This window comes from Mycobacterium sp. 852002-10029_SCH5224772 (assembly GCF_001667315.1).
Taxonomy (GTDB): domain Bacteria; phylum Actinomycetota; class Actinomycetes; order Mycobacteriales; family Mycobacteriaceae; genus Mycobacterium.
Window position 1 is genome coordinate 32342 of the sequence record NZ_LZHT01000103.1, and the last position, 25397, is coordinate 57738.

Below are 25397 nucleotides of genomic sequence, written 5' to 3' on the forward strand. Positions count from 1 at the left end.
CGTGTGTCTTGGCCGTGAGGAGGTGAGGGCGAGATGAGTCCCGGCGATAGTCCGTATCCGAATTTCGTTTTGTCCCGATCCGGTTCCGGCATTTTTTCCGCCGCCTGACCTCCTTCTGGTCCTGCGCGGCTGATCCGTCCCACGGACAGTGTCGATGCCGATCGGACCCCTGGCAGGAGAAGATCATGGCTTTTGTTGTTACACACCGTTTTTCCGCCGCTCCGACGGGACGCGGCCGGTCCATGCTGCGCGCGGGCCGGTTGCTGGCCGACAAGTTGCACTTGCGGACCAACCTGACTCCACAGGAGCGGGCCAACCTGTACGTCTCGCGGATGCCGATCGCGGTCGTCACCGCCTCGCTGGGTGGACACGCGTCGGGCCGCCCCGACAACCACTGGTGATCCGTTCCGCGCAGCGAGTGCAACCGCATGTCCTCACCCGAGGTGAGAACGATTCGTAATAGCGAGGATCAGATGACGTCGATCCACACCCCCGGTGGCCGGCCCAGCCCGGTTTTGGGCCGCACGGCCACCGCGGCGGACAGCCCGCATGCCGACGCGGCGGGCCCGACGGTGTTGGATACCGCGCACGTCGGCGACATCGTCGGCGCGTTCGGTCGCATCCGGCGCGACGGCACCGGCGGGGCAGTGAGTGGCCGCTGGCGGCGACTGAAGACATTGGCCGTCATCAGCGGACCCGGCCTGATCGTCATGGTGGGCGACAACGACGCCGGCGGCGTCGCGACCTACGCACAGGCCGGCCAGGACTACGGGATGGGCCTGCTGTGGACGCTGGCCCTGATGATTCCGGTGCTCTACGTGAACCAGGAAATGGTGCTGCGGCTGGGCGCGATCGCCCGGGTGGGTCATGCGCGCTTGATCTTCGAACGGTTCGGCAAGTTCTGGGGCGCCTTCAGCGTCGGTGATCTGTTGGTCCTGAACGCCTTGACGATCGTCACCGAATTCATCGGTGTGTCACTGGCTCTCGGCTTTTTGGGTTGCCCGAAGATCGTCGCGGTCCCGGCCGCCGCGGTGCTGCTGTTCGCCGTCGTGGCCGGGGGGTCGTTTCGCCGCTGGGAGCGGCTGATGTTCCTGCTGATCGCGGTGAACGTGCTGATCATCCCGATGGTGCTGCTGGTGCATCCTGCCCCGAAAGCGACCGCGGCCGGACTGATTCCGCAATTCCCCGGTGGGCTGAACTCGACCGTGCTGCTGCTGGTGGTCGCGATCGTGGGAACCACGGTCGCGCCGTGGCAGCTGTTCTTCCAGCAGTCCAACGTGGTGGACAAGCGCATCACCGCGCGCTGGATCCCTTACGGGCGAGCCGATTTGGTGATCGGGATCGTCGTGGTCATGGTCGGGGCGACGGCGTTGATGGCGGTAACGGCGTTCGGATTGGCGGGCACCGCCGATGCCGGTCACTTCACCGACGCGGGCGCGGTGGCCGCGGGGCTGCACAGGCATCTGGGCGGCACGGTGGGGGCGTTGTTCGCGATCATCCTGCTGGACGCGTCGCTGATCGGCGCCAACGCCGTCGGCCTGGCGACCACTTATGCCGTCGGTGATGCGATGGGCAAGCGGCACTCGTTGCATTGGAAGATCAGCGAGGCCCCCTTGTTCTACGGCGGCTACGCGGTGCTGCTCGCTGTCTCGGCGGCGGTCTCCTTCAGCCCCGACCACATCCTGGGCCTGGTGACCCAAGGTGTGCAGGCGCTCGCCGGCGTGCTGCTTCCCTCGGCGACCGTCTTTCTGGTGTTGCTGTGCAACGACCGCGCGGTGCTGGGACCGTGGGTGAACACGGTGCGGCAGAACATCGTTGCATGGACCATCGTGTGGTGCCTGGTGCTGTTGTCGCTGGCGCTGACGGCGACGACCTTCTTCCCCGATCTGTCCACCGCCACCATCGGGGCCGGGCTCGGAGCCGGTGCCGTGATCGGCATCGTCGGCGGCGCCGTGATGATCATCGTCGGCCGGCGGCATCGTAACCTGGCCGACGCGGAAGCCATCGTGCGCACGCTCGGGGGCGGGCTGGACCCGGAGCAGGTCGACGAACTGGACGACGCCGCATCGCTCACCCGTGCCGAGCGGCGTGCCGTGCGGCGGCAGGACCGGGCCAACTGGCAAACCCCCAGCCTCGCCGCGCTTGACCGGCCGGCAATGTCGCCGATGCGCCGGGCGGGGTTGCTCACCCTGCGGGGCTATCTCGTGTTGGCCGTCGCCTTCGTCATCATCAAGATCGTGCAGGCCGGTATCGTCGGACCTGTCGTGTCATTGTGAGTCAGTAGGCAGCAGAACGATTTTCCCGTGGGTGTGCCGTTGCTCGAGTTCGGCGAAGGCGTCGGCGACCCGGTCCAGCGGATAGGTTGCGGCGACGTCGAACTCGATGGCGCCGGAAACGATCAGGCCGGCCATTTCGGTGAGCACTTCCGGTGTCGAGGCGTCCATGCTGCCCTCGGTCTTGGCGCCCACCTCGCCGGCCTTCTGGAAGGCGATGATGGTGTTGATGCGTTCGGGTGCCACGCCGAGATCCACGGCGAGCTGGACGTAGTCCGGGCCGAACAGGTCGACGAACGCGTCGATCCCGTCCGGCGCCGCCTCGCGCAGCCGCTCGGCGAGCCCGTCACCGTAGGCGACCGGGATGACGCCATGCGCGCGCAGCCAGTCGGCGTTGCCGGGGCCCGCGATGCCCAGGACGCGCGCCTCGTGGAGCACCAGAAGTTGCACGACCAGGCTGCCCACCCCGCCCGCGGCTGCCGACACGGCGACCGTCTCACCCGCCCGCGGCGCCACCGCGCGGACGGCCGCGTACGCCGTCACACCGGCCACGTAGAGCGAACCCGCTGCCTCCCAGCTGAGTTGGGCGGGCTTGCGGATCAATTGGCCCACCGGAACAGCGGTGTGGGTCGCGTGGCTGGAGCGGCGCAAGCTGAACCCCAAAACCTCGTCGCCGACCGCAAACTCGGTGACCCCGGGTGCCACCGCGGTCACGACGCCGGCCAGATCGCTGCCCTCGCCGGAGGGGAAGGTGGCGGGGAACATCTCGTGCATCGCCCCGACCCGGATGCCGGCTTCGCCGGGGTTGATCCCGGCCGCGCGAACTTCGACGACCACCTCACCCGGGCCGGGCGTGGGCATGTCGATGTCCGCCACGTACAACACCTCGCGTCCTCCGTAACGGTCGAACCGTACGGCGCGCGCCGCCGCAGCCGTCATGCCGATCTCCTCACCGCGCGAAGGGAGCGCTTACCCACGCCAGCATAGGCACGCGAAGAGGTACCCCCGGCGGCCCGTTGGGCTTATGTTCGTAACAGCCGCGGGGGGAAGGAGCAGGCGTGGAGGTTCCTCGGATCGGCATCACCGGCCGGGCCTTGCTGCACATGACCGCGCTTGTCGCGATCGGTGCGGCGAGCACCGCCTGCAGCGGCGCTGACCAGTCTTCGTCGCCGCCCTCCGCGACGGAGTCGAGCCCGTCGGCTTCCCCGACCGGCTCGAGCGCGGTCACCGGGCCGCCGCCCGGGCAACCCACCGATTACGGTTTTTTGCTGATCAAGCCGAGCGACGTGGGCGGAGACCTCACCGCGCCCCAGTCGCCGATGCTCAACCCCAACAACGCGCCCGGGGTCGCGCAGCTGTTCGCTAACGCCGACAGCAGCCGCCGCCTGTGGGACACCATCGTGGTGACCGCCGATCCGTCGGCGGCCGCGGCCGAACTCGCCAGCAGCAAAAGCGATTACGCGGGCAAGGTGGTCGGCAACTGGCAACCCCTGGCCGTCGGCGCCAACGGGTCAGCGGTGTCGGGCGCCTCCCCCGACAACTCGCAGGCGATGACGGTGCTGCTGTTCACCGAGGGCAAGGGGCTCGTCACCCTGGAATTCGACAGCGCACCCAACGACCCGTTCGATCCGACCATTACCCTCGACGTCGCGCGCAAGCAAGACGCCGCGATCAAGAGGGGCCTGCCCAGCTAGCGCAGCGCGGCCTACACCAAACCCAGCAAGCGCAGATCCGCGACATATTTGTCGATCAACGCCGCCGTCAGGTGCGGAATGTCCTCGTCCGGGCCGATTTTCGACGTTCGCACCGCGCGGCGGAAGACGCCGGTGGGGGCCGGCGCACCACGCAGCGGTGTTTCGGGCTTCCGGTAGGCGTCCAGCAACGGCAACACCGAATGCTGGCGCTGCTTGTCCGGCAGGGCGCGAAGGGCCGTGGTGAAGCGGCCCAGCCATTCGTCATAGTCCTCGATGCGCTGGATGCCGTGCCCGGCGGCGATCAACCAGTCGACGAACACGTCCAGCGAAACGCCGTCGTCGTGCGGATTCATCACGTCATAGGAGCGGAAGCGCGCGACATCATCGGCGGCCGTTGCCATCTGCTCGCCGAGCGTGGTGACCGCTTCGGCGACGAAGTCGGCGGGCAGCCCGTCGTAGTGCGCCACCGCCCGCCGTCCCTGAGCGTCGCTTTGGTAAAAGGAGGACGGCGCGATGCCCGTGGTCAGCAGGCTGAATATCAACCGGGTGAACGCGTCTGGCATATTCAGCTGGCCGGCATACCGGCTGTGCGCGAGAATCATGTCGGACCGGAAGACCGCGACCGGTAACCCGCACAGATCGTGCGCCTCGCGCAGCAGCACTTCGCCGGCCCACTTGCTGTTCGCATACCCGTTCGCATAACTGTCGTCGATCGGACGTATCGCGCTGACCGCGCGGATGTCGCCGTCCTCGGCGAACGCGCCGGGATCGACGGTCATGGCGACCGCGACGGTCGACAGGTACGTGACCGGTTTGATTCGCGTCGTGATCGCCAGGCGGATCAACTCGGCGGTGCCGACGACGTTGGGGCCGAAGAGCTGGTCGTACGGCAGCACGTGGTTGACCAGCGCGGCCGGGTGGACGATCAGGTCCACGCTCTGCGCGAGGCGCCGCCAAGTCGCTTGGTCCAGCCCGAGATTCGGTTCGCCGATGTCACCGACGATGACCTCCAGGTGCTCGGCGGCCAGCGCGCGGAATCGCTCCAGCAATTGCGGATCCCCGCTGTCGAAAACCGCCTCCAGCCGCTTGACGGCCGCCGCGGTGTCCGTGGCCCGGATGATGGAGATGAGTTTCCCGCCGGTCTCGGCCAGCCGCTCGAGCCATTCGAGGGCCAGGAAGCGTCCGAGGTACCCGTTGGCGCCGGTCAGCAGGACCGTATGTGGTGTGCCGGCCGCGCGCGGCAGCGTCGGCGCGCCGCCCAGGGTCTTCGCGTCGATGAACTTGTCCAAGGTGAGCTCCGCCGCGCGGACTTCGGCGGCGCCACGACCGTGTACCGTCGCGAAAGCGGGCCGTCGAGATCCCGATTTGCGTTCGGATTCAACGTATTGCGCGAGCTGACCCAAATCGGTCGCCGGCCCGGTGATCATTCCTACGGGCACGTCGACATCGAAGATGTCGCGCAGCAGGTTGGAGAAGGTCAACGCCGACAGGGAATCGCCGCCGAGTTCGATGAACAGCGCGTCGGGCCCGGGCGGGCCGCCGGCCACACCCAGCAGCGCCTCGGCGGCCCGAGTCAGAGTGAAGATCACCGGGCGATCGGCCGCGCCCTCGCGCAGCGAACGCAGCTCGGTCACGCGGTGCTCGGCCAGATCGGCGTAGAGCTGCTCGAGCCGATCGCCGTAGTGCTCTTTGAGTTTCGGTCGCAGCAACTTACCCACGCCGGAGAGCAGGCCGTTGTCCTCGCTGAACGGCTCGGTCTCGACCATGAAGTCGACCGGCACTTCGTAGGACTGCAGTTCGGCGAGTTGTGCCGATTGGCGTAGGGATTCGGCGAGCGCGGCCTTCAGGCCGTCGGGGTCGCCGGCGAATCGCTCCGCGGCGTCGGCGGTCGGCACGACGACGGCCAGCAGATAGGGTCGTTCGCTGTTGCCGTAGACGAAGATCTGGCGGACCAGCGGTGCGCTGGCGAACACGGCCTCCAGGCGTGCGACAGCGACGAACTCGCCCTGCGCGAGCTTCAATACGTTGTTGCGACGGTCGACGTAGGCCAGCCGATCCGGTTCCAGCTCGGCCATCACGTCGCCGGTCCGGTAGTAACCGTCGGGATCGAACGCCTTGGCGGTGACGTCCGGCCGTTTGAAGTATCCCGGCATGGCGGTCAACGACTTCACCAGCAATTCGCCACGCGGATAAGGCTTGTCGGTGTGGAAATAGCCCAGTTCGGGAACGTCGACGAGCTTGTAGTCCAGCACCGGGGGACGATTCATGCGCCCGTCCTTGGTCACCATGCCGACCTCGGTCAGCCCGTAGCCGTCGAGAACGTGGACGTCCAAACATGTTTCGACGAAGGATCGCATCTCCGCGGCCAGCGGTGCCGTCCCGCAAAAGGCGGTCACGATGCGTCCGCCAAGGACCTGCTCACGCAGCTCGGCTCCCGCCCGGGCCTCGGCGGAGGCCGCGTCGGCGCCCGAAGCCACGAGCCGGTCGACGGCACTCTGGTAACGCTGGTAGAGCATCTCCGCCACCCGGGGTACCAGTCCCATTTCGGTGGGGCGCACCAGGTTCCAGTCGTCGAACAAGGTGGACAGATCGCTTTCCGGCACAAAGTAGCTGGTGCCGCCCGCCTGGAATGCCGTCGACAGCGGTATCCGGCCGCCGAGGTGATTCAGCGGCATGAAGTTGACGTTGAGCACGGGGGTGTCCGCGAAGTCGGGCATCAGCTCGTTGGTCCACACCTTGGTCAGCATCCGCTCGGTGTACATGGCCCCCTTCGGCAGTCCGGTGCTGCCCGAGGTGTACATGATCATGGCCAGCCGCTGATCGGTGTCGCCGGTGTACATGGGCTCGGGCGGCAGGCTACGTCCGAGTTCGACGGTTTCGTCGAATGTCTCGATGGCTACTGCCATTCCGGCGGCCGCCAGCTTGGCTTGGGCGCGTTGCAGCGCTTCGCGCTGCTCGTCGACCTCGGGCTGGTAGTCGAAGACCACGAGGCGCCGCAGCGATGCGCTACCGGACGCCGCTTCGACGGCGAGGTCGAGATAGTCGACCCCGGCAGCCAGTATCGCCGGCTCGACCTCGTCGACGATGGGGCGCAACCGTGAGGCGGTCGTGTTGTGTTGCAGTGGAACGGCCACCAGCCCGAGGTAGCCGCAGACCAGGTCGAGGGTCAGGTATTCCGGACTGGCGAAACCGACTGTGGCGACGAAATCCCCAGGCGACACGGGGTTCGCGGCGTCGTGCCGCCACGCGCCGGCGATCGCGCGGACGTCGGCCCACAGCTCGCGGTAGGTCATGGTGTCGAACCGGGGGAGCAGTCGTGTGGTGGTGCGCCCGGTCGCGGCATCGGTGCTCAGTGTCCTGGCCCGCCAGCCCAGCGCGGGACGCTCGGCGTAACCGTCGACGAACAGCTCAAGAATCTGGGGCAGGCGCAGGCCCGGTTGGCGGGCTGCCTGCTGTAGCGAAATATCGGGTTCGGCGTTGCGGAACTGTTCGTCGTTGGCGGCCAACTCGCTGATGCGGTCGGCTACCCGCTCGCGCGCCGGGCTGATCGGGCCTCTAGAGCTAACTTTCGTGTGCTTCGCATCACCGGTCATGGCCCGCCTCTCGTTCAGATACCTCGCTTCAACGGGAACTCACCGGCGCAAGCCGCTCTTCCATTCAACGCGTGTGACGACTGTCACATCGGGGGATCTGCGCAGCGCTCAGGCCACGACCTGGATGGGGTCGCCGACGTTGACCTGGTTGAAGTACCAGGCGGCGTTGTCGGGGCTGAGGTTGATGCAGCCGTGGCTGACGTTGGCGTAGCCCTGGGAATCGACCGACCACGGAGCCGAGTGCACGTAGACGCCGCTCCAGGTGACCCGGACGGCGTACTGGGCGGTGATCTTGTACCCCTCGGGGGAGCTGAGCGGAATACCGATGGTGCGCGAGTCCATCACGACGGTGCGCTGCTTCTCCAGCGCGGTGAAGCTACCCATCGGGGTGGGCCGGCTCGCCTTGCCCATCGACGCGGGCATGGTGCGCAGTACCTCCCCGTCCCTGCTGACTGTGAAGGTGTGTTTGGAGATGCTGGCGACCCCGAGCAGCGCATCGCCGGTGTCGAAACCGGTCGTCAGCGCCTGCACGCCCACCGAGACGTGCGTGTGCGGGGGCCAATACTGGTTGGGGACCCACTGCACGACCGTGTTCTGGACCCACTCGAAGTGCCCCGGGGTATTGCTCGGCGACGTCACGTGGATCGACCGCTCGACGGCGGCCCGATCGGCCACCGGCGCAGTGAACGTCACCACGACGGGGTGCGCCACACCGACCACGGCGCCGTCGGCGGGCAAAATCGAGGCGACGCCGGGAGTGGATTGCGGCGTCGGCACCGCGGCGGTGCCACGGCCCGCCGATCCCACCAAGCCCATGACCGTGATCGCGACCATAACAAATAGATAACGAACACCTCGACGCATAGCGTCCACCCTTCGAGATGGTGCGATCAACACACGGATATTCTACGGGTTACCCACGAATTGCCAGTTTCAGCAAACAATGACAGCACGCCGCGGTCGCCACGGTCACGATCCGAATACCGATTGGGTTCAATCGGGTCAGGGGCACAACGGGCGGCGAGTCGACACCCCTCGAGAATCCCTGCCCCCACGCGGCGCCCGAGCAGCATCTGCGTGAAAGTGGAACCGATACTGCGGTTTTCGCGGCCGCAACGACCCGGACCGCCCGCGGGCGCCGACGAATACCGGTCGCGGGCTTGGCGCATCTGTCGGCGGCGCGTTAGCCTCAGCGAGATCGGTGCCCCAAGCCCGAGCCCGACCCCCGAGGAGTGCGGGTGCTCTTCCGTCAGCTGGAGTATTTCGTCGCGGTCGCCTCCGAGCGACACTTCGCCCGGGCGGCCGAGAAATGCTTCGTCTCCCAGCCCGCGCTGTCTGCCGCGATCGCCAAGCTGGAACGCGAGCTGAACGTCACGCTGATCAATCGCGGCCATAGTTTCGAGGGCCTCACCCCCGAAGGGGAGCGGTTGGTGGTCTGGGCCAGACGGATTCTCGCCGAGCACGACGCGTTCAAGGCCGAGGTCGACGCCGTGCGCTCGGGCATCACCGGGACGCTCCGGCTGGGCACGGTGCCGACGGCTTCGACGACGGCATCAATGGTGCTCTCGGCGTTCTGCTCTGCGCATCCGTTGGTGAAGGTCCAGATCCTGTCCCGGCTGGCGGCAACCGAACTCTACCGGCGCCTGCGCGAATTCGAACTCGACGCCGCCGTCGTGCACGCGGCGCCGGGCGAGGCCCACGACATGAACCTCGTCCCGCTGTACCAGGAGCGCTACGTGCTGCTATCGCCTGCGGACATGCCGGGATCCGGCGCGGCGACGATGACCTGGGCCCAGGCCGCGCAGCTACCGCTGGCGCTGCTCACCCCCGACATGCGTGACCGCCAGATCATCGACAAGGCGTTCGCCGACCACGACATCACCGTCAGCCCGCAAGTGGAAACCGATTCCGTCGCTTCACTAATCGCCGCGGCATCCACCGGAAATTGGGCGTCCATCGTGCCGCACACGTGGCTGTGGACCTCGCTGCTGGGCCCCGAAATCCGGGCTGTGGAGATGGTCGACCCGGTGCTCAAAGCCGACGTCGTGTTGGCGACCAATTCGAGCGGACCCGGGTCGCCGATCGCGCGTGCGCTGGCCGCATCGGCCGAAAGGCTGGCGCTGAACGAGTTTTTCGACGCGCAACTCCTGGGCGTCACCCGCCGTCGCTGACCGCGGCCGCGCGGGCCGGGTTGCGGTTGGCCAGATGTCCGCTTTCCACGCCGGCGGCCGGGTCGAGCTCGCAGTCGATGATCGACGGCGCCCCGGAGCCGATCGCCTCGGTCAGCGCCGCGCGCAGCTCGGCGGGCGTGGCGACGTGATACCCCTTGCCGCCGAACGCCTCTGCGATCAGTTCGTGGCGCGCCCGGACGTTCAGCACGGTTGGGGCGGGATCCCAGGGGTGTGCGGCCGTGCCGGCCGCTGCCTCGTCACCGCGATAGACGCCGCCGTTGTTGAGGATGACGACGGTCACCGGCAGCCGGTAGCGACAGATGGTCTCGATCTCCATTCCGCTGAAGCCGAATGCGCTGTCACCCTCGATCGCGACGACCGGTCTGCCGGTCTCGACCGCGGCCGCGATCCCGTAGCCCATGCCAATCCCCATGACGCCCCAGGTTCCGGTGTCGAGCCGGTGCCGCGGCATTTCCATGTCGATGACGTTGCGGGCCAGGTCGAGCGCATTGGCGCCCTCGTTGACGACATAGACGTCGCGGTTGTCCTGCAGCACAGCGCGAATCGCGCCGAGGGCGTTGTAAAACCGCATGGGGCGCGGGTCTTCGGCCAGGCGTTCGCGCATCTTGGCGTCGTTGCGTGCCTTGCGGTCGGCCAGTTCACCGGTCCAGTCCGCTGGCGCGGCGATCGGTTGTGCGGCAACGGCGTCACACAGCGCGGACATCACCGAACCGATGTCGCCGGCCAGCGGGGCGGCGACCGGCTGATTGCTGTCGAATTCGGTGGGCGCGATATCAACCTGGACGAATTGGGTATCGGTGGACCACTGCGGTGACTCCCCGTGGCCCAGAAGCCAATTCAGCCGGGCGCCGACCAGCAGTACGGCGTCGGCGCGTGCGATCGCCAGCGACCGTGCGGTCGCGGCGGACTGCGGGTGGGAATCCGGCAACAGCCCCTTGGCCATCGACATCGGCAGGAACGGGATTCCGGAGACCTCGACGAACTGCCGAATCGCGTTGTCCGCCTGGGCGTACGCCGCGCCCTTACCGAGGACGATCAATGGTCGGCGCGCCTGGGCCAGCACGCCCAGCGCGCGATCGACCGCGTCCGGCGCCGGCAGCTGGCGGGGCGCGGGATCGACGACCCGCCAAATAGTGCCGGCGGCGTCCGAGGCCTTGAGTGCCTGGCCCAGGACGTCACCGGGGATGTCCAGGTAGACACCGCCGGGGCGCCCGGAGGCGGCGGTGCGAATCGCGCGCGCGATGCCGCGACCGATGTCCTCGATCCGGTTGATCCGGTAGGCCGCCTTCGCGAACGGCCTTGCGGCGTTGAGCTGGTCGAGGTCCTGGTAGTCGCCGCGTTGCAGATCCACCAGTGCCCGATCGCTCGAACCCGAAATCTGGATCATCGGAAAGCAATTCGTCGTGGCGTTCGCCAGCGCGGGCAATCCATTGAGGAAGCCGGGCCCGGACGTCGTGAGGCACACACCGGGGCGGCGGGTGAGGAAGCCGGCTGCCGCGGCGGCATTGCCGGCCGAGGCCTCCTGCCGAAAGCCGATGTAGCGGATGCCCGACGCTTGCGCGGTCCGGGCGAGGTCGGTGATCGGGATGCCGACGATCCCGTAGATGGTCTCGACGTCGTTGGCCTTGAGCGCCTCCACCACGAGGTGGAAGCCGTCGACCATGCGGGCCGACCCCGGCGCGTCGGTCCCCGATGCCGGAATTGTGGACATGTGGTGACTCCTCGGGTGCGGGCGGGCGTACTGACGTAGCCATCACTGTGACCCCGGCGCCCGGCGTATGTCCAAGTCGAAGGCGCTATCCGACGATTGACGCGGTCTATCGCCGCAGGTCGGCTCGACGGTACCGCCCTTCGATAGCCCACGGTTATCGGTCGTGAGTGAATCGGTATTGGACGGGCACGATGGCCGCCCGGCAGGGTGACTTACGACGGCACACGGACGGCAGGAATGGGAAGGAGCGCGGCGATGAGGTCCGATTCGACAACCGGCGGCGAGGTCACCCAATCCGCGAGCCCGCGCATCGCCGACCTGGTCGCGGCGGTGGCGCACCGGTCGCCGCAGGCGCGCGCGCTGGTCGTTACCGCCGAACGCATACCGGTCAGCTACCGCGACGTGACCCGGCTGGTCGACGATCTGGCCGCACAGCTGAAGGCCGGCGGCCTGCTGGCGGGTGACCGGGTCGCGCTGCGCGCCGGCAGCAACGCCGAGTTCGTCGTCGGGCTGCTGGCGGCGTCGCGAGCGGATCTCGTTGTGGCTCCGCTCGATCCGGCCCTTCCGATCAGTGAGCAGCACGCCCGCAGCGAGGCGGTGGGCGCGCGGGCGGTGCTCGTGGACCACCTCCAGGATCCCGAAAGCGACGCCGGCGCTGCGGCATCGCAGCGCGTGCCGCAGTGGGAAATCGCGGTGAACGTCGGACCCGACGACGCCGCCCCGACGGTCGGCCTGAACGCCACCGCCGCACCCGAGCGCGACGTTTCGGCGCCGCAGGGTCTGTGCGACGACGACGCCATGATCATGTTCACCGGCGGTACCACCGGGCTGCCCAAGATGGTGCCCTGGACGCGCCACAATATCGCCGGCTCGGTCGCGGCCATTGTCGCCGGGTACGGTCTGGGGGAGCAGGATTCGACGGTCGCGGTGATGCCGCTGTACCACGGGCACGGGCTGCTCGCCGCGCTGCTGGCCACCCTGGCGTCCGGGGGTTCGGTGTTGCTGCCCGCGGGCGGACGCTTCTCGGCGCACACGTTCTGGGACGACATCGAGGCCGTGCGGGCCACCTGGTACACGGCCGTCCCGACGATCCATCAGATCCTGTTGGAACGCGCCAGAACCGAACGGCCCGCGAGCACCGGCGCCCTGCGGTTCATCCGCAGCTGCAGCGCGCCGCTCACCGCCGAAACGGCGCAGGCCCTACAGGACACGTTCTCGGCGCCGGTGGTGAGCGCATTCGGGATGACCGAGGCGACCCACCAAGTGGCCACCACCGCAGTCGAAGGCGCCGGATACAGCGAAAACCCCGGTGCCACACCGGGTCTCGTCGGACGATCGACCGGACCCGAGATCCGGATCGTCGGGCCCGACGGTCAGACGTTGCCCGCCGAGGCCGTTGGCGAGGTCTGGCTGCACGGTCCCACCGTGGTGCGGGGCTACCTCGGCGACCCGTCGATCACCGACGCCAACTTCACGCGGGGATGGTTGCACACCGGTGATCTGGGCACCAAGGCGGCGGCCGGCGACCTCGTGATTCGCGGCCGGATCAAGGAACTCATCAACCGGGGCGGGGAAAAGATCTCGCCCGAGCGCGTCGAGGCGGTGCTGTCCAGCCACGCCGACGTACTGGAGGCAGCCGTATTCGGCAGGCCGGACGAGCTCTACGGCGAGACCGTGGCCGCGGTGATCGTCCCCCGCGGATCGGCCGCGCCGACAGCCGACGAGCTGACGTCGTTCTGCCGCGACCGGTTGGCCCCCTTCGAGGTGCCGGCCGGGTTCCAGCGGGTGGCGGAGTTGCCGCACACCGCCAAAGGGTCGTTGGACCGCCGCGCCGTCGCCGAGCGGTTCGGTCGCGCGACGTAGGAACCCGCGCTCAGACGCCCGCGTTCACCCGGGCCGCGGCGGATTCCGGCATGGGTTCATAGCGGGCGAACGACCGCGTGAACGATGCGGCGCCGTGCGCCAGTGACCGCAGGTCGATGGCGTAGCGGGTCAGCTCCACCTGGGGCACTTCGGCCTTGACGACGGTGCGTTCGTTGCCCGCCGTGTCGGACCCGAGGACGCGGCCGCGCCGGCTGGAGAGGTCGCCCATCACCGCACCGACGAAATTGTCGGGCACCATGACCGAGATCTGGTCGATGGGCTCGAGCAGCGCCACCTTCGTTGCGGCCGCGGCCTCCCGCAGCGCCAGCGAGCCGGCCATCTGGAATGCGAAGTCCGACGAGTCGACGCTGTGCGCTTTGCCGTCGAGCAGGGTGACGCGGATGTCGACCACCGGGTAGCCCGCGTGCACCCCCCTCTCCATCTGGGCGCGCACGCCCTTCTCCACGCTCTGAATGAATTGGCGCGGCACCGCCCCGCCGACCACCTTGTCGACGAACTCGAATCCCTTGCCTTCCGGCAGCGGCTCCACCTCGACGTCGCACACCGCGTACTGACCGTGCCCGCCGGACTGCTTGACGTGACGGCCATGGCCTTTCGCCTTGCCGCCGAAGGTTTCTCGCAGCGGGACGCGGAGCTCCACGGTGTCCACGGTGACGCCGTACCGATTGGCCAACGCATCGAGAACCACGCCGGCGTGGGACTCACCCATGCACCACAGCACGATCTGGTGGGTTTCGGAGTTCTGCTCGATCCGCAGCGTCGGGTCCTCGGCGGCCAACCGGCCCAGCCCCACCGACAACTTGTCCTCGTCGGTCTTGGCGTGGGCGGCAATCGCGACCGGCAGCAGCGGCTCGGGCATGGTCCAGGGCTTCAGGACCAGCGGCTCCGACTTGTCCGAGAGGGTGTCGCCCGTCTCGGCGCGGCTCAACTTGCCGATCGCGCAGATGTCGCCCGCCACCACGGCCGTGGCCGGGCGCTGCTGCTTGCCCAGCGGGAAGGACAGCGCCCCGACGCGCTCGTCCTCGTCGTGATCGGGGTGCGCATGGCCATTGCCTCGATCCCCTTCGGGGCCGCCGAAGAACGACGCAAAATGGCCCGACACATGAATCGTCGTGTCGGGCCTGATGGTCCCGGAGAACACCCGGACCAGGCTGACCCTGCCCACGTACGGGTCCGACGTCGTCTTCACCACCTCGGCGAGCAATGGCGCATCGGCGGCACACGTCAGGCTGGCGTGCGGAGCGCCGAGTTGCGTAAAGACCTCCGGCAGTGGGTGTTCCATCGGCGACGGGAACCCGCGGGTGGCGACCTCCAGCAATTCCAGGGTGCCCACTCCGGTGGTGCTGCAGACCGGGATCACCGGGAAGAACGAACCCCGGGCGACGGCCCGCTCCAGGTCGGCGATGAGGACGGATTCGTCAATGGACTCACCGCCCAGATAACGCTCCATCAGCGACTCGTCCTCGGACTCCTCGATGATCCCTTCGATCAGCGCGCCGCGCGCTTCCTCGATCTGCTCGGCGTCCGACGGGTCCGGTGGCTGCACGGTTCGCTTGCCGTCGGCGTATTCGTAGCGCGCCTGCGACAGCAGACCGGTCAGCCCGTGACAGGCGGGCAGACCGCTCGGCAGGTAAAGCGGTAAGACCTTGTCGCCGAACGCATTCTGGGCCGCGGCCAGCGCCTCCTGATAGTTCGCGCGGGTGTGGTCGAGCTTGGTGATCACCACCGCGCGGGGCATGCCGACCTGGTCGCATTCCTGCCACAGCGATTTGGTGGGCTCGTCGACGCCTTCGTTGGCCGCGATCACGAACAGCGCGCAATCGGCGGCCCGCAACCCGGCCCGCAACTCCCCGACGAAGTCGGCGTAGCCGGGTGTGTCGACCAGGTTGACCTTGATGCCGTCGTGCGACAGGGATGCGACGGCGACGCCCACCGACCGTTGCTGCCGAATCTCGGCTTCGTCGTAGTCGCAGACCGTGTTGCCGTCGGTCACCGAGCCGCTTCGGGTCAAGACGCCGGAGGCGACCAACAGGGCTTCCACGAGTGTGGTTTTGCCGCCCCCCGACGGTCCCACCAGGACCACGTTGCGAATCTGGTCCGGCCCGTTGGCCGTAGGAGCGTTTCCCGCGCCTTGGGAAGTATTTGTCTTGTCCGCCATGACTTTCCTCCAGGTTGCCCGGACCGCGCCCTCGCTGACCTAGCTAGCACCTATCTAGCTACCATTCACCCAACTTCCGTCGACCACAAGACCGTCGTGCCAGATCGAAAGCCCGGTCGATCCGGGCGTGCGCCCACCGGCGCTGCGCGGCGATTCAGTGGTGCCAGCTGGACCAGTGGTGCACGGCGACGGCGATCACCGGACCGTCCAGCGAAACCGATTGATACTGAGAATATTTCGCGCGTAGCAGCCGATACCCGAACTCCATGGCGGGGCTGTGGTCGTGGATGGTGGCGACGCCGTCGACCCGCACCCACCACAATCGCGTCCAATCGTCGGCGTAGTGGTCCACGAGCAGGCTCACCCGGGGGTTGGCGTCGATGTTGGCCAGCCGGCGCAATCGCCGCGTCGTTTTCGGCTTCGCGTCGACGGCCGTGTACACCACGTCTGGGCCACCGCCCGGGTCGGTGGCGACCGCGAAGACCACCGGCACCAGGTGCGGTCGCCCGCCCGGCGTGATCGTGGCCAGCCGGGCTACCGGGGACTCGGCGAACCTGGCCTTGGCGTCGAATTCGCCCACCGCGCCAAGCCTAGGCCGATCAGACCTGTCACATGCCTGGCATAGCTACCTGCATTACGGTTATATACACAAAATTGTGCCGCCCAGAGCCTGAGGCCGGGACAGTTTGTTGTTTACCGCGAAGCAGGAGGGTGACGGGATGAGCAAATCGCACCACCGCTCGATCTGGTGGTCATGGGTGGTCAGCGTGCCGGCGGTGGTCGCACTCGGCCTCGGCGTGAACGCCGGTGTCGCTGTTGCGCCTGCGACCGCGTCACCGCCCGCCCTGCCGCTGGACCCATCGGCGATGGTCGGTCAGGTGGGGCCGCAGGTGGTCAACATCGACACCAAGTTCGGCTACAACAACGCGGTAGGCGCCGGCACGGGCATCGTGATCGATCCGAACGGTGTCGTGCTGACCAACAACCACGTGATCTCGGGTGCGACCGACATCAGCGCGTTCGACGTCGGCAACGGGCAGACCTACGCGGTGGACGTGGTCGGCTACGACCGGACGCAAGACATCGCGGTGCTGCAGCTTCGTGGCGCGGCCGGGCTTCCCACCGCCGCGATCGGCGGTGAGGCCACGGTGGGTGAGTCGATCGTCGCGCTCGGTAACGCCGGCGGTCAGGGCGGGACACCCAGCGCGGTCACCGGCAAGGTGGTCGCGCTCAACCAGAGCGTGTCGGCGACCGACACCCTGACCGGTGCGCAGGAGAACCTGGGCGGCCTTATTCAGGCCGACGCCGCGATCAGGCCGGGCGACTCCGGGGGGCCCATGGTGAACAACGCCGGGCAGGTGATCGGCGTCAACACCGCCGCGACCGACAGCTACAAGATGTCGGGCGGGCAGGGCTTCGCCATTCCCATCGGCCGCGCGATGGGCGTCGCCGGCCAGATCAGGTCCGGCGCCGGCTCCAACACCGTGCACATCGGCCCCACCGCATTCCTCGGCGTGGGCGTGATGGACAACAACGGCAACGGCGCGCGGGTGCAGCGCGTGGTCAACGGCGGTCCCGCCGATGCCGCCGATATCGCCACGGGTGATGTCATCACCGGCGTCGACAACGTCGCGATCACCGGGGCGACGTCCATGACCGAGGTGCTCGTCCCGCACCACCCCGGGGACAGGATCGCGGTGCATTACCGCACCAATGACGGCGTCGAGCACACGGCGAACGTGACGCTGGCGGAGGGGCCGCCGGCCTGACCCGCCCGGCGACGACGTCCACCCGGTGGCCAATTCGTTTGCCACCGGGCGTGATTCGTCATCGACGTATGGGCGTGATTCCGAATGTCGCGCCTCGGGTACCCGTGGCATCGTGGATTTGATGAACGACGCAAGAGAAGCTGTCGAGCACCATCCCGAAGGGGGCAGTCACGTCCAGGACGGCGTCGTCGAGCACCCCGACTCCGATGACTTCAACAACGCCGCCGCGCTACCCACCGACCCGACCTGGTTCAAGCACGCCGTGTTCTACGAGGTGCTGGTCCGCGCGTTCTTCGACGCCAACGCCGACGGCGCCGGTGACCTGCGCGGACTGCTAGGGCAGCTGGACTATCTGCAGTGGCTGGGCATCGACTGCATCTGGCTGCCCCCGTTCTACGACTCGCCCCTGCGCGACGGCGGCTATGACATCCGGGACTTCTACAAGGTGCTGCCCGAGTTCGGGACGGTCGAGGATTTCGTCGCGCTGCTCAACGCCGCGCACGAGCGGGGCATCCGCGTGATCACCGACCTGGTGATGAACCACACCTCGGATTCGCATCCCTGGTTTCAGGAGTCGCGTCACGATCCCGACGGCCCGTACGGCGACTACTACGTGTGGAGCGACACCAGCGAGCGCTACACCGACGCCCGGATCATCTTCATCGACACCGAGGAGTCCAACTGGACCTTCGACCCGGTGCGCAAGCAGTTCTACTGGCACCGGTTCTTCTCGCACCAGCCGGACCTGAACTACGAAAACCCGGCCGTGCAGGAAGCGATGATCGACGTCCTCCGGTTCTGGCTCGGCCTCGGGATCGACGGGTTCCGGCTGGACGCCGTGCCTTACCTGTTCGAGCGGGAGGGCACCAACTGCGAGAACCTGCCCGAGACGCATGCCTTCCTCAAGCGCGTCCGCAAGGTCGTCGACGACGAATTCCCGGGCCGGGTGCTGCTGGCGGAGGCCAATCAGTGGCCTGCCGACGTCGTCGAGTACTTCGGTGAGACCAGCACCGGCGGCGACGAATGCCACATGGCGTTTCACTTCCCGCTGATGCCGCGCATCTTCATGGCGGTCCGCCGCGAATCACGGTTCCCGATTTCGGAGATCCTGGCCCAGACGCCCCAGATCCCCGACATGGCCCAGTGGGGCATCTTCCTGCGCAATCACGACGAGTTGACGCTGGAGATGGTCACCGACGAAGAACGCGACTACATGTACTCGGAGTACGCCAAGGATCCGCGGATGAAGGCGAACGTCGGTATCCGCCGCCGCCTGGCGCCGTTGCTGGACAACGACCGCAACCAGATCGAGCTGTTCACCGCGCTGCTGTTGTCGCTGCCCGGCTCGCCGGTCCTGTACTACGGTGACGAGATCGGCATGGGCGACGTGATCTGGTTGGGGGACCGCGACGGGGTACGCACCCCAATGCAGTGGACACCGGACCGCAACGCCGGCTTCTCCAAGGCCAACCCCGGCCGGTTGTATCTGCCGGCCAGCCAGGACTCCGTCTACGGCTATCAGGCGGTCAATGTGGAGGCCCAGCGTGACACCTCCACCTCGCTACTCAACTTCACCCGCACGATGCTGGTCGTGCGACGCAGGCACGAGGCCTTCGCCGTGGGGAGTTTCGAAGAACTGGGCGGCTCGAACCCGTCGGTGCTGGCGTTCGTGCGGCAGGTGCCCGCTGGAGACCAAGCCGGCGACACCGTGCTGTGCGTCAACAACCTGTCGCGGTTCCCGCAGCCGATCGAACTGAATCTGCAGCATTGGAGTGGATGCACGCCGGTCGAGCTGACCGGGCAGGTGGAGTTTCCGCGCATCGGTCACCTGCCCTATCTGCTGACGCTGCCGGGACACGGGTTCTATTGGTTCCGGCTGACCGGATGCGAGGAGGACGCATGACCACTCGCGCCGGCCACGATCCGACGCCAACTGAGTTAGAGGAGTGGCGCAAATGACCGCGACCCAACCGGGCAAGCTGCCCTGGTCTGAGTGGCTTCCGCAGCAACGCTGGTATGCCGGGCGCAACCGCGAGTTGTCCGCCGCTGAACCGAGCGTCGTCGTCGGATTGCGGGACGACCTCGACCTGGTCCTCGTCGACACGGACTACGCCGACGGGTCCCGGCACCGCTACCAGGTGATCGTGCGCTGGGATTCCGCCCCGGTCTCCGAGTACAGCAACGTCGCCACCATCGGCGCGGCCGACGACCGGACCGGCTTCGACGCGATGTATGACGCCGATGCGCCGCAGTTCCTGCTGTCGTTGATCGACTCGTCGGCCGTGCGGGAAGCGTCCGGCGTGGAGGTGCGATTCGCCAAAGAGCCCGACGTCGCGCTGCCGCTGGAGGCGATGTCGCACGTGTCCGACGCCGAGCAGTCCAACACCAGCGTCATCTTCGACCGAGACGCGATCTTCAAGCTGTTCCGCCGCGTCAGCAGCGGCATCAACCCCGACATCGAGCTGAACCGCGTGTTGGGCCGCGCGGGCAACCCGCACGTCGCCCGGCTGCTGGGCACCTACCAGATGACGGGTCCGGGCGGCTCCGCCGATGAGGTGTGGCCGCTGGGCATGGTGACCGAGTTCGCCGCCAACGCCGCGGAAGGCTGGGCGATGGCCACCGCCAGCGTGCGTGACCTGTTCGCCGAAGGCGATCTGTATGCGTACGAGGTCGGCGGCGACTTCGCGGGGGAGTCCTTCCGCCTCGGTGAGGCCGTGGCCTCCGTGCACGCCACCCTGGCCGAGACCCTGGGCACCTCCCAAGCGGTCTTCCCGGTGGACAGCGTGCTGGCGCGGCTGTCGTCGACCGTGGCACTGGTTCCCGAGCTCAGGGAGTGCGCGGCAACCATCGAAGAGCGATTCGGCAAGCTGGTCGCCGAGACGATCACCGTGCAGCGTGTCCATGGTGATCTGCACCTGGGGCAGGTGCTGCGCACGCCGGAGAGCTGGTTGCTCATCGATTTCGAAGGCGAACCCGGGCAGCCACTCGAGGAACGCCGCGCGCCCGATTCGCCGCTGCGGGACGTGGCCGGCGTTCTGCGGTCCTTCGACTACGCCGCGTACGGGCCACTGGTGGACCAGGCCGATGACAAGCAGTTGGCGGCCCGGGCCCGCGAGTGGGTCGAACGCAATCGCACCGCATTCTGCGACGGCTACGCCGCCGCCTCCGGGATCGACCCACGCGATTCGGCGCAGCTGCTGGCCGCCTACGAACTCGACAAGGCCGTCTACGAAGCCGGTTACGAGGCGCGGCACCGGCCCGGCTGGCTGCCGATCCCGTTGCGCTCCATCGCACGTCTGACCGCCGTCTAGCCTCGTGCGCTGCGCGCAGCGCTGCCGTCTGGAAGCATGTGCGTGTGCCGAACGAGATCAACAACAGTGAGTCGCGGTTGTCGTGGGTGCTGGCGGTGGTGGCGGGGATCTTGGGAGCGACCGCCTTCACCCATTCCGCCGGCTACTTCGTGACCTTCATGACCGGGAACGCCCAGCGGGCGATGCTCGGGTATTTCCGCGGCGACGTGTTGCTCTCCGTGACGGCGGGTGTGTTGATCGTGTGCTTCGTCTCCGGGGTGGTGATCGCCTCGGTCTGCCGGCGGCATTTCTGGGTGGCGCACCCGCATGGGCCGACGGTGCTGACGACGTTCAGTCTGGCGGCGGCCACCATGGTGGACGTCATCGACGAGGGCTGGGAAGAGAATCTGCTCGATTTCGCGCCGATCATGTTGTTGACCTTCGGCATTGGAGCCCTGAACACGTCCTTCGTCAAGGACGGCGAGGTGTCGGTCTCGCTCAGTTATGTGACCGGGACGCTGGTCAAGATGGGCCAGGGCATCGAACGCCACATCGCCGGGGGGACGGCGGGGGACTGGCTGGGCTATTTTCTGCTGTTCGCCAGCTTCGTGCTGGGCGCAACCGTGGGCGGCTTCATCAGCCAGTTCGTCAACGGGACATGGATGCTGGTGATGGCCACGGTGGTGTGCGCCTTCACCACCGGTTACACGTACTTCCACTCCGACCGGCGCGCCCTGCTCGGCGCGGGTGAAAAAGAGCATCGGCAGTAGCGCTGACCGGTGCGCTACTGCCGATGCTGGTTCGTCGGGTCATCGGGTCGTCGGGTTTTAGGTGGCCGGTTGCGCCGGTTGCGCCGGTTGTGCGGTGGTGTTGCTGGCCAGCAGCACCTGCTGCATGTCGGGCTTCATGGCCATCAGTTGCTGGTTCCAGTAGGGCCACGAGTGTGTCCCGTTGGCCGGGAAGTTGAACACCCCGTTGCGCCCGCCCGCGGCCGCGTAGTTGTTCTGGAACTGTTCGTTGGTGCGCAGCGTGAGACCTTCCAGGAACTTGGCCGGCATGTTGTCGCCGCCCAGGTCGCTCGGAGTGCCGTTGCCGCAGTAGACCCAGATGCGGGTGTTGTTGGCGACTAGCCGCGGAATCTGGATCATCGGGTCATTGCGCTTCCACGCCGGGTCGGTAGACGGGCCCCACATGCTGTTGGCGCTGTAACCGCCCGAGTCGCTCATCGCCAGACCGATCAGGGTGGGCCACCAACCCTCGGACGGATTCAGGAAGCCCGACAGGGCGGCGGCGTAGGGGAACTGCTGCGGGTAGTACGCGGCCAGAATCAGCGCCGAACCACCCGACATCGACAGCCCCACCGCGGCGTTGCCCGCCGGGGAGATCTGCTTGTTGGCCTGCATCCACAGCGGCATTTCCTGGGTCAGGAATGTCTCCCACTTGTAGGTGTAGTTCTGCCCGTTGCTCACCGACGGCTGGTACCAGTTGCTGTAGAAGCTGGACTGGCCGCCGACCGGCATGATCACTGACAGGCCGGACTGGTAGAACTCCTCGAAGGCGGGGGTGTTGATGTCCCAGCCGTTGTAGTCCTCCTGCGCGCGCAGACCGTCCAGGAGGTACACGGCGTGTGCGCCGCCGGGTTGGAACTGGACCTTGATGTTGCGGCCCATCGACGGTGATGGCACCTCGAGGTATTCCACCGGAAGTCCCGGCTTGGAGAAGGCCGCCGCGGTGGGGAAGCCGCCGGTTGCCGCGACGAGACCGGACAGCAGGGAGGCCCCCACGGCCGCGATCGCCAGTCGGCGCGGCATGTTCGCCCCCGCGCCACGCAACTTTCGCACCTTTTCGATGAACGACATAGCTCTCTACCCATCCCAACTTTCATCTGCCGCACCATGCGGTGGAATCTGTTCTCGGGGAGTCAAACACAGGGCGAGTGCCGAAATCGGTTGTCGCGGCCGCAGCGACAGATCGCGGTTGGCTAACGATTGAGAGTCGGCCAGAAATCATCACATTCGGGTCACGATCGGCTTTCGGAACCGTGCCGGCATCTTGCGATGCGATAGCGCGTCCGCTATCACCGGCGGGGCTTGGTGTCCCGACTCAGAAATGCGAAACCAGTCGAATAACGACTCACGACACTAGGCGACCAGGCGACGCAAAAGCGTTGACGCTGCGGCGATTCCGAGCACCGCCGCCACTACCAACACCACGACGCCGACTGGGTTGAAGGCGGTGCCGATCAGCAGCGCCCGCAGCGCGTCGACCTCGTAACTGAGGGGATTGACCTTGCTCAGCACCCGCAACCAGGCCGGCATCACGTCAACCGGGTACAGCGCGTTGGAGGCGAAGAACAAGGGCATCGTGATCGCCTGTCCGATGCCCATCAGACGATCGCGGTTGCGCACCAGGCCGGCCAACGTCATCGACAGGCAGGCGAAGAACGCGGCACCGAGCATGACGACGCCCATCGCTGCCACGATCCGCAGGGGATTGATCGTCAGGCCGACACGCATCAGGTACGCCAGCGCCATCACGCCGACAACCTGGGCCACCGAACGCACGCCGGCCGCAAATGCCTTGCCGGTGATCAGCGCCGACGCCGGCGCCGGCGTCACCATGAGTTTGGCGAGCACTCCGGCGTCCCGATCCCAAATGATCTGTATCCCATAGAAGATGGAGATGAACAGCGCCGACTGGGCGATGATCCCGGGCGCCAGAAAGGCCAGATACGACACCGATCCGGTTGCGATGACGTGTAAGTGGCTGAACGTGGTGCCGAAGATCAGCAGCCACAGCGCCGGCTGCACCATCCGGGTGACGAGTTCGGTCCGGTCATGTCGCAGCTTCTGCAGTTCGACGATCGCGAATGCCCCGATGCGACTGGACAGCGCGCCAACGCGCTGCCATCCCCGCGGCGCGCGGACCAACGTTGCCGCCACTGCGTTATCAACCGACACGGCGCGCCACCCTTCTGCTGGAACGGATTTCGCGGAGGGACCCGGATTCGTCCGGCGACGCCGCCGCGTCGTCCAAACCCGTTGCCGCGTAATGGCGGAATACATCCTCGAGCGTGGCGCCCGGCGACCCCGTGGATAGCTGGGCCTTCAACGCCCCGGGTGCGCCGACGGCCCGCAAGGCGCCGTGATGCATCAGCGCCACCCGGTCGCAGAGCGCGTCGGCTTCCTCCATGTAGTGGGTGGTCAGCAGCACGGTCATGCCGAACCGGGCCTGCATCTTTCGCACCTGCGACCAGACGCCGTCGCGCGCGATGGGATCCAGCCCCACGGTCGGTTCGTCCAGGACCAGCAGTGATGGGCGGTTGACCAGTGCCTGCGCCACCTCGAGACGGCGGACCATGCCGCCGGAGTAGGTCGATGCCATCCGGTCGGCCACGTCCGACAGGTCCATGGCGGCCAGCGCCCCATCGACGCGATCGGAGCGCTCAGCGCGCGGCACACCGTACAACCGTGCGAACCACTCCACGTTCTGCCGGCCTGTCAAGGCGGGCTCGATCGAAAGCTGTTGCGGCACATAGCCGATGTTGCTTCTGATATCGGTGGTTTGGCGGCGCGCGTCCATGCCGAAAACGTGCAGGTCGCCCTGTTGCACCGGGGCCAACGTGGTCAGCATCCGGACCATGGTCGTCTTCCCGGCGCCATTGGGCCCCAACAGCCCCATGGTTTCGCCGGGCCGAACACGCAATGTCACGTCATCGACGGCGGTGAACTGGCCGTAGCGGTAGGTCAGGTGCTTTGCGTCGATGGCCATCGGCAGCGATCCGCTCATGATCGCCGCTCCTGGAGCATTCGGGTCATCGTATCGAGGACCTCCAATCCCTTTGTCAAGGACTCGATTTCGTCGGTGTCAAGTTCGTCGAGTACCTCGGACAACAATGCGCGCCGCGCGGCGCGGGACGCGTCGAGGATCTGCTGGGCGGGCTCGGCGAGCTGGAGCCGGCACACCCGGCGGTCCGTGTCGCCGGCGGTGCGGCGCAGCAGTCCGTGGGACACCAGCTTGGTGACCAGGGTCGAGGCGGTGTTGGGGACCAACCCGAGCTCGGCGGCGGCGGCGCCGACCGAAATCCCCGGACGTCGTCCGACCAGCCACAGCAGCTCGGACTGCGATTCGGAGAGGCGCGACGAATCGAACGCGCGCCCTGCCGACCTGCGTAGTTCCCGCCGGAACCGGCCGACCACGCCGAACAGGTCGGCCGCGACATCGGTGCGTGATTTCACTTCCGCCATAATACCTCTGTAGCCGAGCTATTTATGCGGGCAAGCTCTGCGCACGGTATGTACCCGCTACTTGGGGAGGCGATGCAGGACGACGCCGGTCACGGCGCCGTCGTAGACGTCAGCGGTGATATATGTGCAGAACGGTTGGCGGCGCCGATCCGTCGGCGAACCCGGATTGAGCAGGCGCAGCCCGGTCTCGGTGGTGCTGTCCCAGGGGATGTGGCTATGCCCGAACACCACCACCTGGCTGTCGGGATACAGCCGCGACATGCGTGCCTCGCGCCCGGCCGCTGCACCCGTCTCGTGGACGACGGTGAACCGCACACCCGCCAGGGTGACGTCGGCCCGCTCGGGCAGCCGGGCCCGCAATGCCGGGCCGTCGTTGTTTCCCCAGCACGCCACCAGCCTGGCCGCCCTGCTTTCCAGGCGGTCGAGGAACTCCGGCGCTATCCAGTCACCGGCGTGTATGACGACGTCGGCCCCGGCCACCTCATCCCACACCGCCGCGGGCAGGTCGCGGGCGCGTCGCGGGATGTGGGTATCGGCAATCAGCAGCAACTTCACGGAACCATCGTGCGCCACGCGGGGTCGGTGG

The 25397-nt window shown here is 67.4% G+C and carries 20 protein-coding genes; 9 read left to right on the forward strand and 11 right to left on the reverse strand.

The annotated features are described in order from the left end of the window. Nucleotides 1-185: 185 nt before the first annotated feature. Both A5775_RS25525 and A5775_RS17905 read left to right on the forward strand, forming a co-directional pair. The gene (locus A5775_RS25525) at nt 186-401 is read left to right on the forward strand and encodes a hypothetical protein (protein WP_156660758.1); all 216 of its coding nucleotides are present in this window, start codon (nt 186-188) and stop codon (nt 399-401) included. A gap of 72 nt (nt 402-473) precedes the next feature. Next, on the forward strand, nt 474-2276 hold the full coding sequence (locus A5775_RS17905; protein WP_067255297.1) for an NRAMP family divalent metal transporter: 1803 nt from the start codon (nt 474-476) through the stop codon (nt 2274-2276). On the opposite strand, the gene A5775_RS17910 is transcribed toward A5775_RS17905, so the two are convergent. Continuing rightward, nucleotides 2268-3212 carry an NADP-dependent oxidoreductase gene (locus tag A5775_RS17910; RefSeq protein ID WP_067255299.1) on the reverse strand — a complete coding sequence of 315 codons (945 nt, stop codon included), beginning with the start codon at nt 3210-3212 and terminating at the stop codon, nt 2268-2270. The genes A5775_RS17905 and A5775_RS17910 overlap by 9 nt on opposite strands. A 119-nt stretch (nt 3213-3331) precedes the next feature. Here A5775_RS17910 and A5775_RS17915 point away from each other — a divergent pair, with 119 nt between their 5' ends. Further along, nucleotides 3332-3967: a hypothetical protein gene (locus tag A5775_RS17915; RefSeq protein WP_156660759.1), complete on the forward strand. Its 636-nt coding sequence runs from the start codon at nt 3332-3334 to the stop codon at nt 3965-3967. A gap of 11 nt (nt 3968-3978) precedes the next feature. Here A5775_RS17915 and car read toward each other — a convergent pair whose 3' ends face one another. Further along, nucleotides 3979-7560, reverse strand: coding sequence for a carboxylic acid reductase (car, locus tag A5775_RS17920; RefSeq protein WP_231995208.1), 3582 nt, complete (start codon nt 7558-7560; stop codon nt 3979-3981). Nucleotides 7561-7668: 108 nt separating this feature from the next. Further along, nucleotides 7669-8424: a L,D-transpeptidase family protein gene (locus A5775_RS17925; RefSeq protein WP_067255301.1), complete on the reverse strand. Its 756-nt coding sequence runs from the start codon at nt 8422-8424 to the stop codon at nt 7669-7671. Between the two features lie 374 nt (nt 8425-8798). Here A5775_RS17925 and A5775_RS17930 point away from each other — a divergent pair, with 374 nt between their 5' ends. Then, the gene (locus A5775_RS17930) at nt 8799-9731 is read left to right on the forward strand and encodes a LysR family transcriptional regulator (protein ID WP_067255481.1); all 933 of its coding nucleotides are present in this window, start codon (nt 8799-8801) and stop codon (nt 9729-9731) included. Here the strand turns inward: A5775_RS17930 and oxc are convergent. Then, nucleotides 9715-11463, reverse strand: a complete 1749-nt coding sequence (gene oxc / locus A5775_RS17935) for an oxalyl-CoA decarboxylase (protein WP_067255303.1) — start codon at nt 11461-11463, stop codon at nt 9715-9717. The two genes, A5775_RS17930 and oxc, sit on opposite strands and share 17 nt — an antisense overlap. Before the next feature lie 255 nt (nt 11464-11718). On the opposite strand from oxc, the gene A5775_RS17940 reads away from it, so the two are divergent. Beyond that, a complete protein-coding gene (locus tag A5775_RS17940; protein WP_067255305.1) occupies nt 11719-13326 on the forward strand; it encodes a FadD7 family fatty acid--CoA ligase in 1608 nt (535 codons plus the stop codon). A 10-nt stretch (nt 13327-13336) separates the two neighbouring features. Here the strand turns inward: A5775_RS17940 and A5775_RS17945 are convergent, their stop codons facing one another. Together A5775_RS17945 and A5775_RS17950 are read right to left on the reverse strand one after the other, a co-directional pair. Next, nucleotides 13337-15505 (reverse strand): elongation factor G-like protein EF-G2, encoded by a 2169-nt coding sequence (locus A5775_RS17945; protein WP_067255307.1) that lies wholly within the window; start codon nt 15503-15505, stop codon nt 13337-13339. 154 nt (nt 15506-15659) lie between these two features. Continuing rightward, nucleotides 15660-16085, reverse strand: a complete 426-nt coding sequence (locus tag A5775_RS17950) for a TIGR03668 family PPOX class F420-dependent oxidoreductase (protein ID WP_067255310.1) — start codon at nt 16083-16085, stop codon at nt 15660-15662. A 139-nt stretch (nt 16086-16224) separates the two neighbouring features. Between A5775_RS17950 and A5775_RS17955 the strand changes: the two genes are divergently transcribed. From A5775_RS17955 to A5775_RS17970, 4 genes are all read left to right on the forward strand, one after another. Beyond that, nucleotides 16225-17274: a S1C family serine protease gene (locus A5775_RS17955; RefSeq protein ID WP_067255313.1), complete on the forward strand. Its 1050-nt coding sequence runs from the start codon at nt 16225-16227 to the stop codon at nt 17272-17274. Nucleotides 17275-17395: 121 nt separating this feature from the next. After that, a complete protein-coding gene (treS, locus tag A5775_RS17960; RefSeq protein WP_067255483.1) occupies nt 17396-19177 on the forward strand; it encodes a maltose alpha-D-glucosyltransferase in 1782 nt (593 codons plus the stop codon). A gap of 52 nt (nt 19178-19229) precedes the next feature. Further along, nucleotides 19230-20585: a maltokinase gene (locus A5775_RS17965; protein WP_067255315.1), complete on the forward strand. Its 1356-nt coding sequence runs from the start codon at nt 19230-19232 to the stop codon at nt 20583-20585. Between the two features lie 44 nt (nt 20586-20629). Beyond that, nucleotides 20630-21334, forward strand: coding sequence for a YoaK family protein (locus A5775_RS17970; RefSeq protein ID WP_067255318.1), 705 nt, complete (start codon nt 20630-20632; stop codon nt 21332-21334). A gap of 57 nt (nt 21335-21391) precedes the next feature. On the opposite strand, the gene ag85C is transcribed toward A5775_RS17970, so the two are convergent. The 5 genes from ag85C to A5775_RS17995 all read right to left on the reverse strand — a co-directional run bounded on the left by ag85C (nt 21392) and on the right by A5775_RS17995 (nt 25366). Further along, on the reverse strand, nt 21392-22423 hold the full coding sequence (ag85C, locus tag A5775_RS17975) for a diacylglycerol acyltransferase/mycolyltransferase Ag85C (RefSeq protein ID WP_067255320.1): 1032 nt from the start codon (nt 22421-22423) through the stop codon (nt 21392-21394). A 282-nt stretch (nt 22424-22705) separates the two neighbouring features. Next, nucleotides 22706-23524, reverse strand: coding sequence for an ABC transporter permease (locus A5775_RS17980; protein ID WP_067255322.1), 819 nt, complete (start codon nt 23522-23524; stop codon nt 22706-22708). Beyond that, nucleotides 23514-24353 carry an ATP-binding cassette domain-containing protein gene (locus A5775_RS17985; protein WP_067255324.1) on the reverse strand — a complete coding sequence of 280 codons (840 nt, stop codon included), beginning with the start codon at nt 24351-24353 and terminating at the stop codon, nt 23514-23516. Before A5775_RS17985 ends, A5775_RS17980 begins: the two co-directional genes overlap by 11 nt. Beyond that, the gene (locus tag A5775_RS17990) at nt 24350-24811 is read right to left on the reverse strand and encodes a MarR family winged helix-turn-helix transcriptional regulator (protein ID WP_067255326.1); all 462 of its coding nucleotides are present in this window, start codon (nt 24809-24811) and stop codon (nt 24350-24352) included. The genes A5775_RS17985 and A5775_RS17990 overlap by 4 nt, the downstream gene beginning before the upstream one ends. A 57-nt stretch (nt 24812-24868) precedes the next feature. Next, the gene (locus A5775_RS17995; protein ID WP_067255485.1) at nt 24869-25366 is read right to left on the reverse strand and encodes a metallophosphoesterase; all 498 of its coding nucleotides are present in this window, start codon (nt 25364-25366) and stop codon (nt 24869-24871) included. Nucleotides 25367-25397 lie beyond the last annotated feature (31 nt).

Excerpts from the sequence above, each read along its gene's own strand:
- A5775_RS25525 (WP_156660758.1), top strand. The coding sequence starts at position 186 with ATGGCTTTTGTTGTTACACACCGTTTTTCCGCCGCTCCGACGGGACGC.
- A5775_RS17905 (WP_067255297.1), top strand. The coding sequence starts at position 474 with ATGACGTCGATCCACACCCCCGGTGGCCGGCCCAGCCCGGTTTTGGGC.
- A5775_RS17910 (WP_067255299.1), bottom strand. The coding sequence starts at position 3,212 with ATGACGGCTGCGGCGGCGCGCGCCGTACGGTTCGACCGTTACGGAGGA.
- car (WP_231995208.1), bottom strand. The coding sequence starts at position 7,560 with ATGACCGGTGATGCGAAGCACACGAAAGTTAGCTCTAGAGGCCCGATC.
- A5775_RS17925 (WP_067255301.1), bottom strand. The coding sequence starts at position 8,424 with ATGCGTCGAGGTGTTCGTTATCTATTTGTTATGGTCGCGATCACGGTC.
- oxc (WP_067255303.1), bottom strand. The coding sequence starts at position 11,463 with ATGTCCACAATTCCGGCATCGGGGACCGACGCGCCGGGGTCGGCCCGC.
- A5775_RS17940 (WP_067255305.1), top strand. The coding sequence starts at position 11,719 with ATGAGGTCCGATTCGACAACCGGCGGCGAGGTCACCCAATCCGCGAGC.
- A5775_RS17945 (WP_067255307.1), bottom strand. The coding sequence starts at position 15,505 with ATGGCGGACAAGACAAATACTTCCCAAGGCGCGGGAAACGCTCCTACG.
- A5775_RS17955 (WP_067255313.1), top strand. The coding sequence starts at position 16,225 with ATGAGCAAATCGCACCACCGCTCGATCTGGTGGTCATGGGTGGTCAGC.
- treS (WP_067255483.1), top strand. The coding sequence starts at position 17,396 with ATGAACGACGCAAGAGAAGCTGTCGAGCACCATCCCGAAGGGGGCAGT.
- A5775_RS17965 (WP_067255315.1), top strand. The coding sequence starts at position 19,230 with ATGACCGCGACCCAACCGGGCAAGCTGCCCTGGTCTGAGTGGCTTCCG.
- ag85C (WP_067255320.1), bottom strand. The coding sequence starts at position 22,423 with ATGTCGTTCATCGAAAAGGTGCGAAAGTTGCGTGGCGCGGGGGCGAAC.
- A5775_RS17985 (WP_067255324.1), bottom strand. The coding sequence starts at position 24,353 with ATGAGCGGATCGCTGCCGATGGCCATCGACGCAAAGCACCTGACCTAC.
- A5775_RS17990 (WP_067255326.1), bottom strand. The coding sequence starts at position 24,811 with ATGGCGGAAGTGAAATCACGCACCGATGTCGCGGCCGACCTGTTCGGC.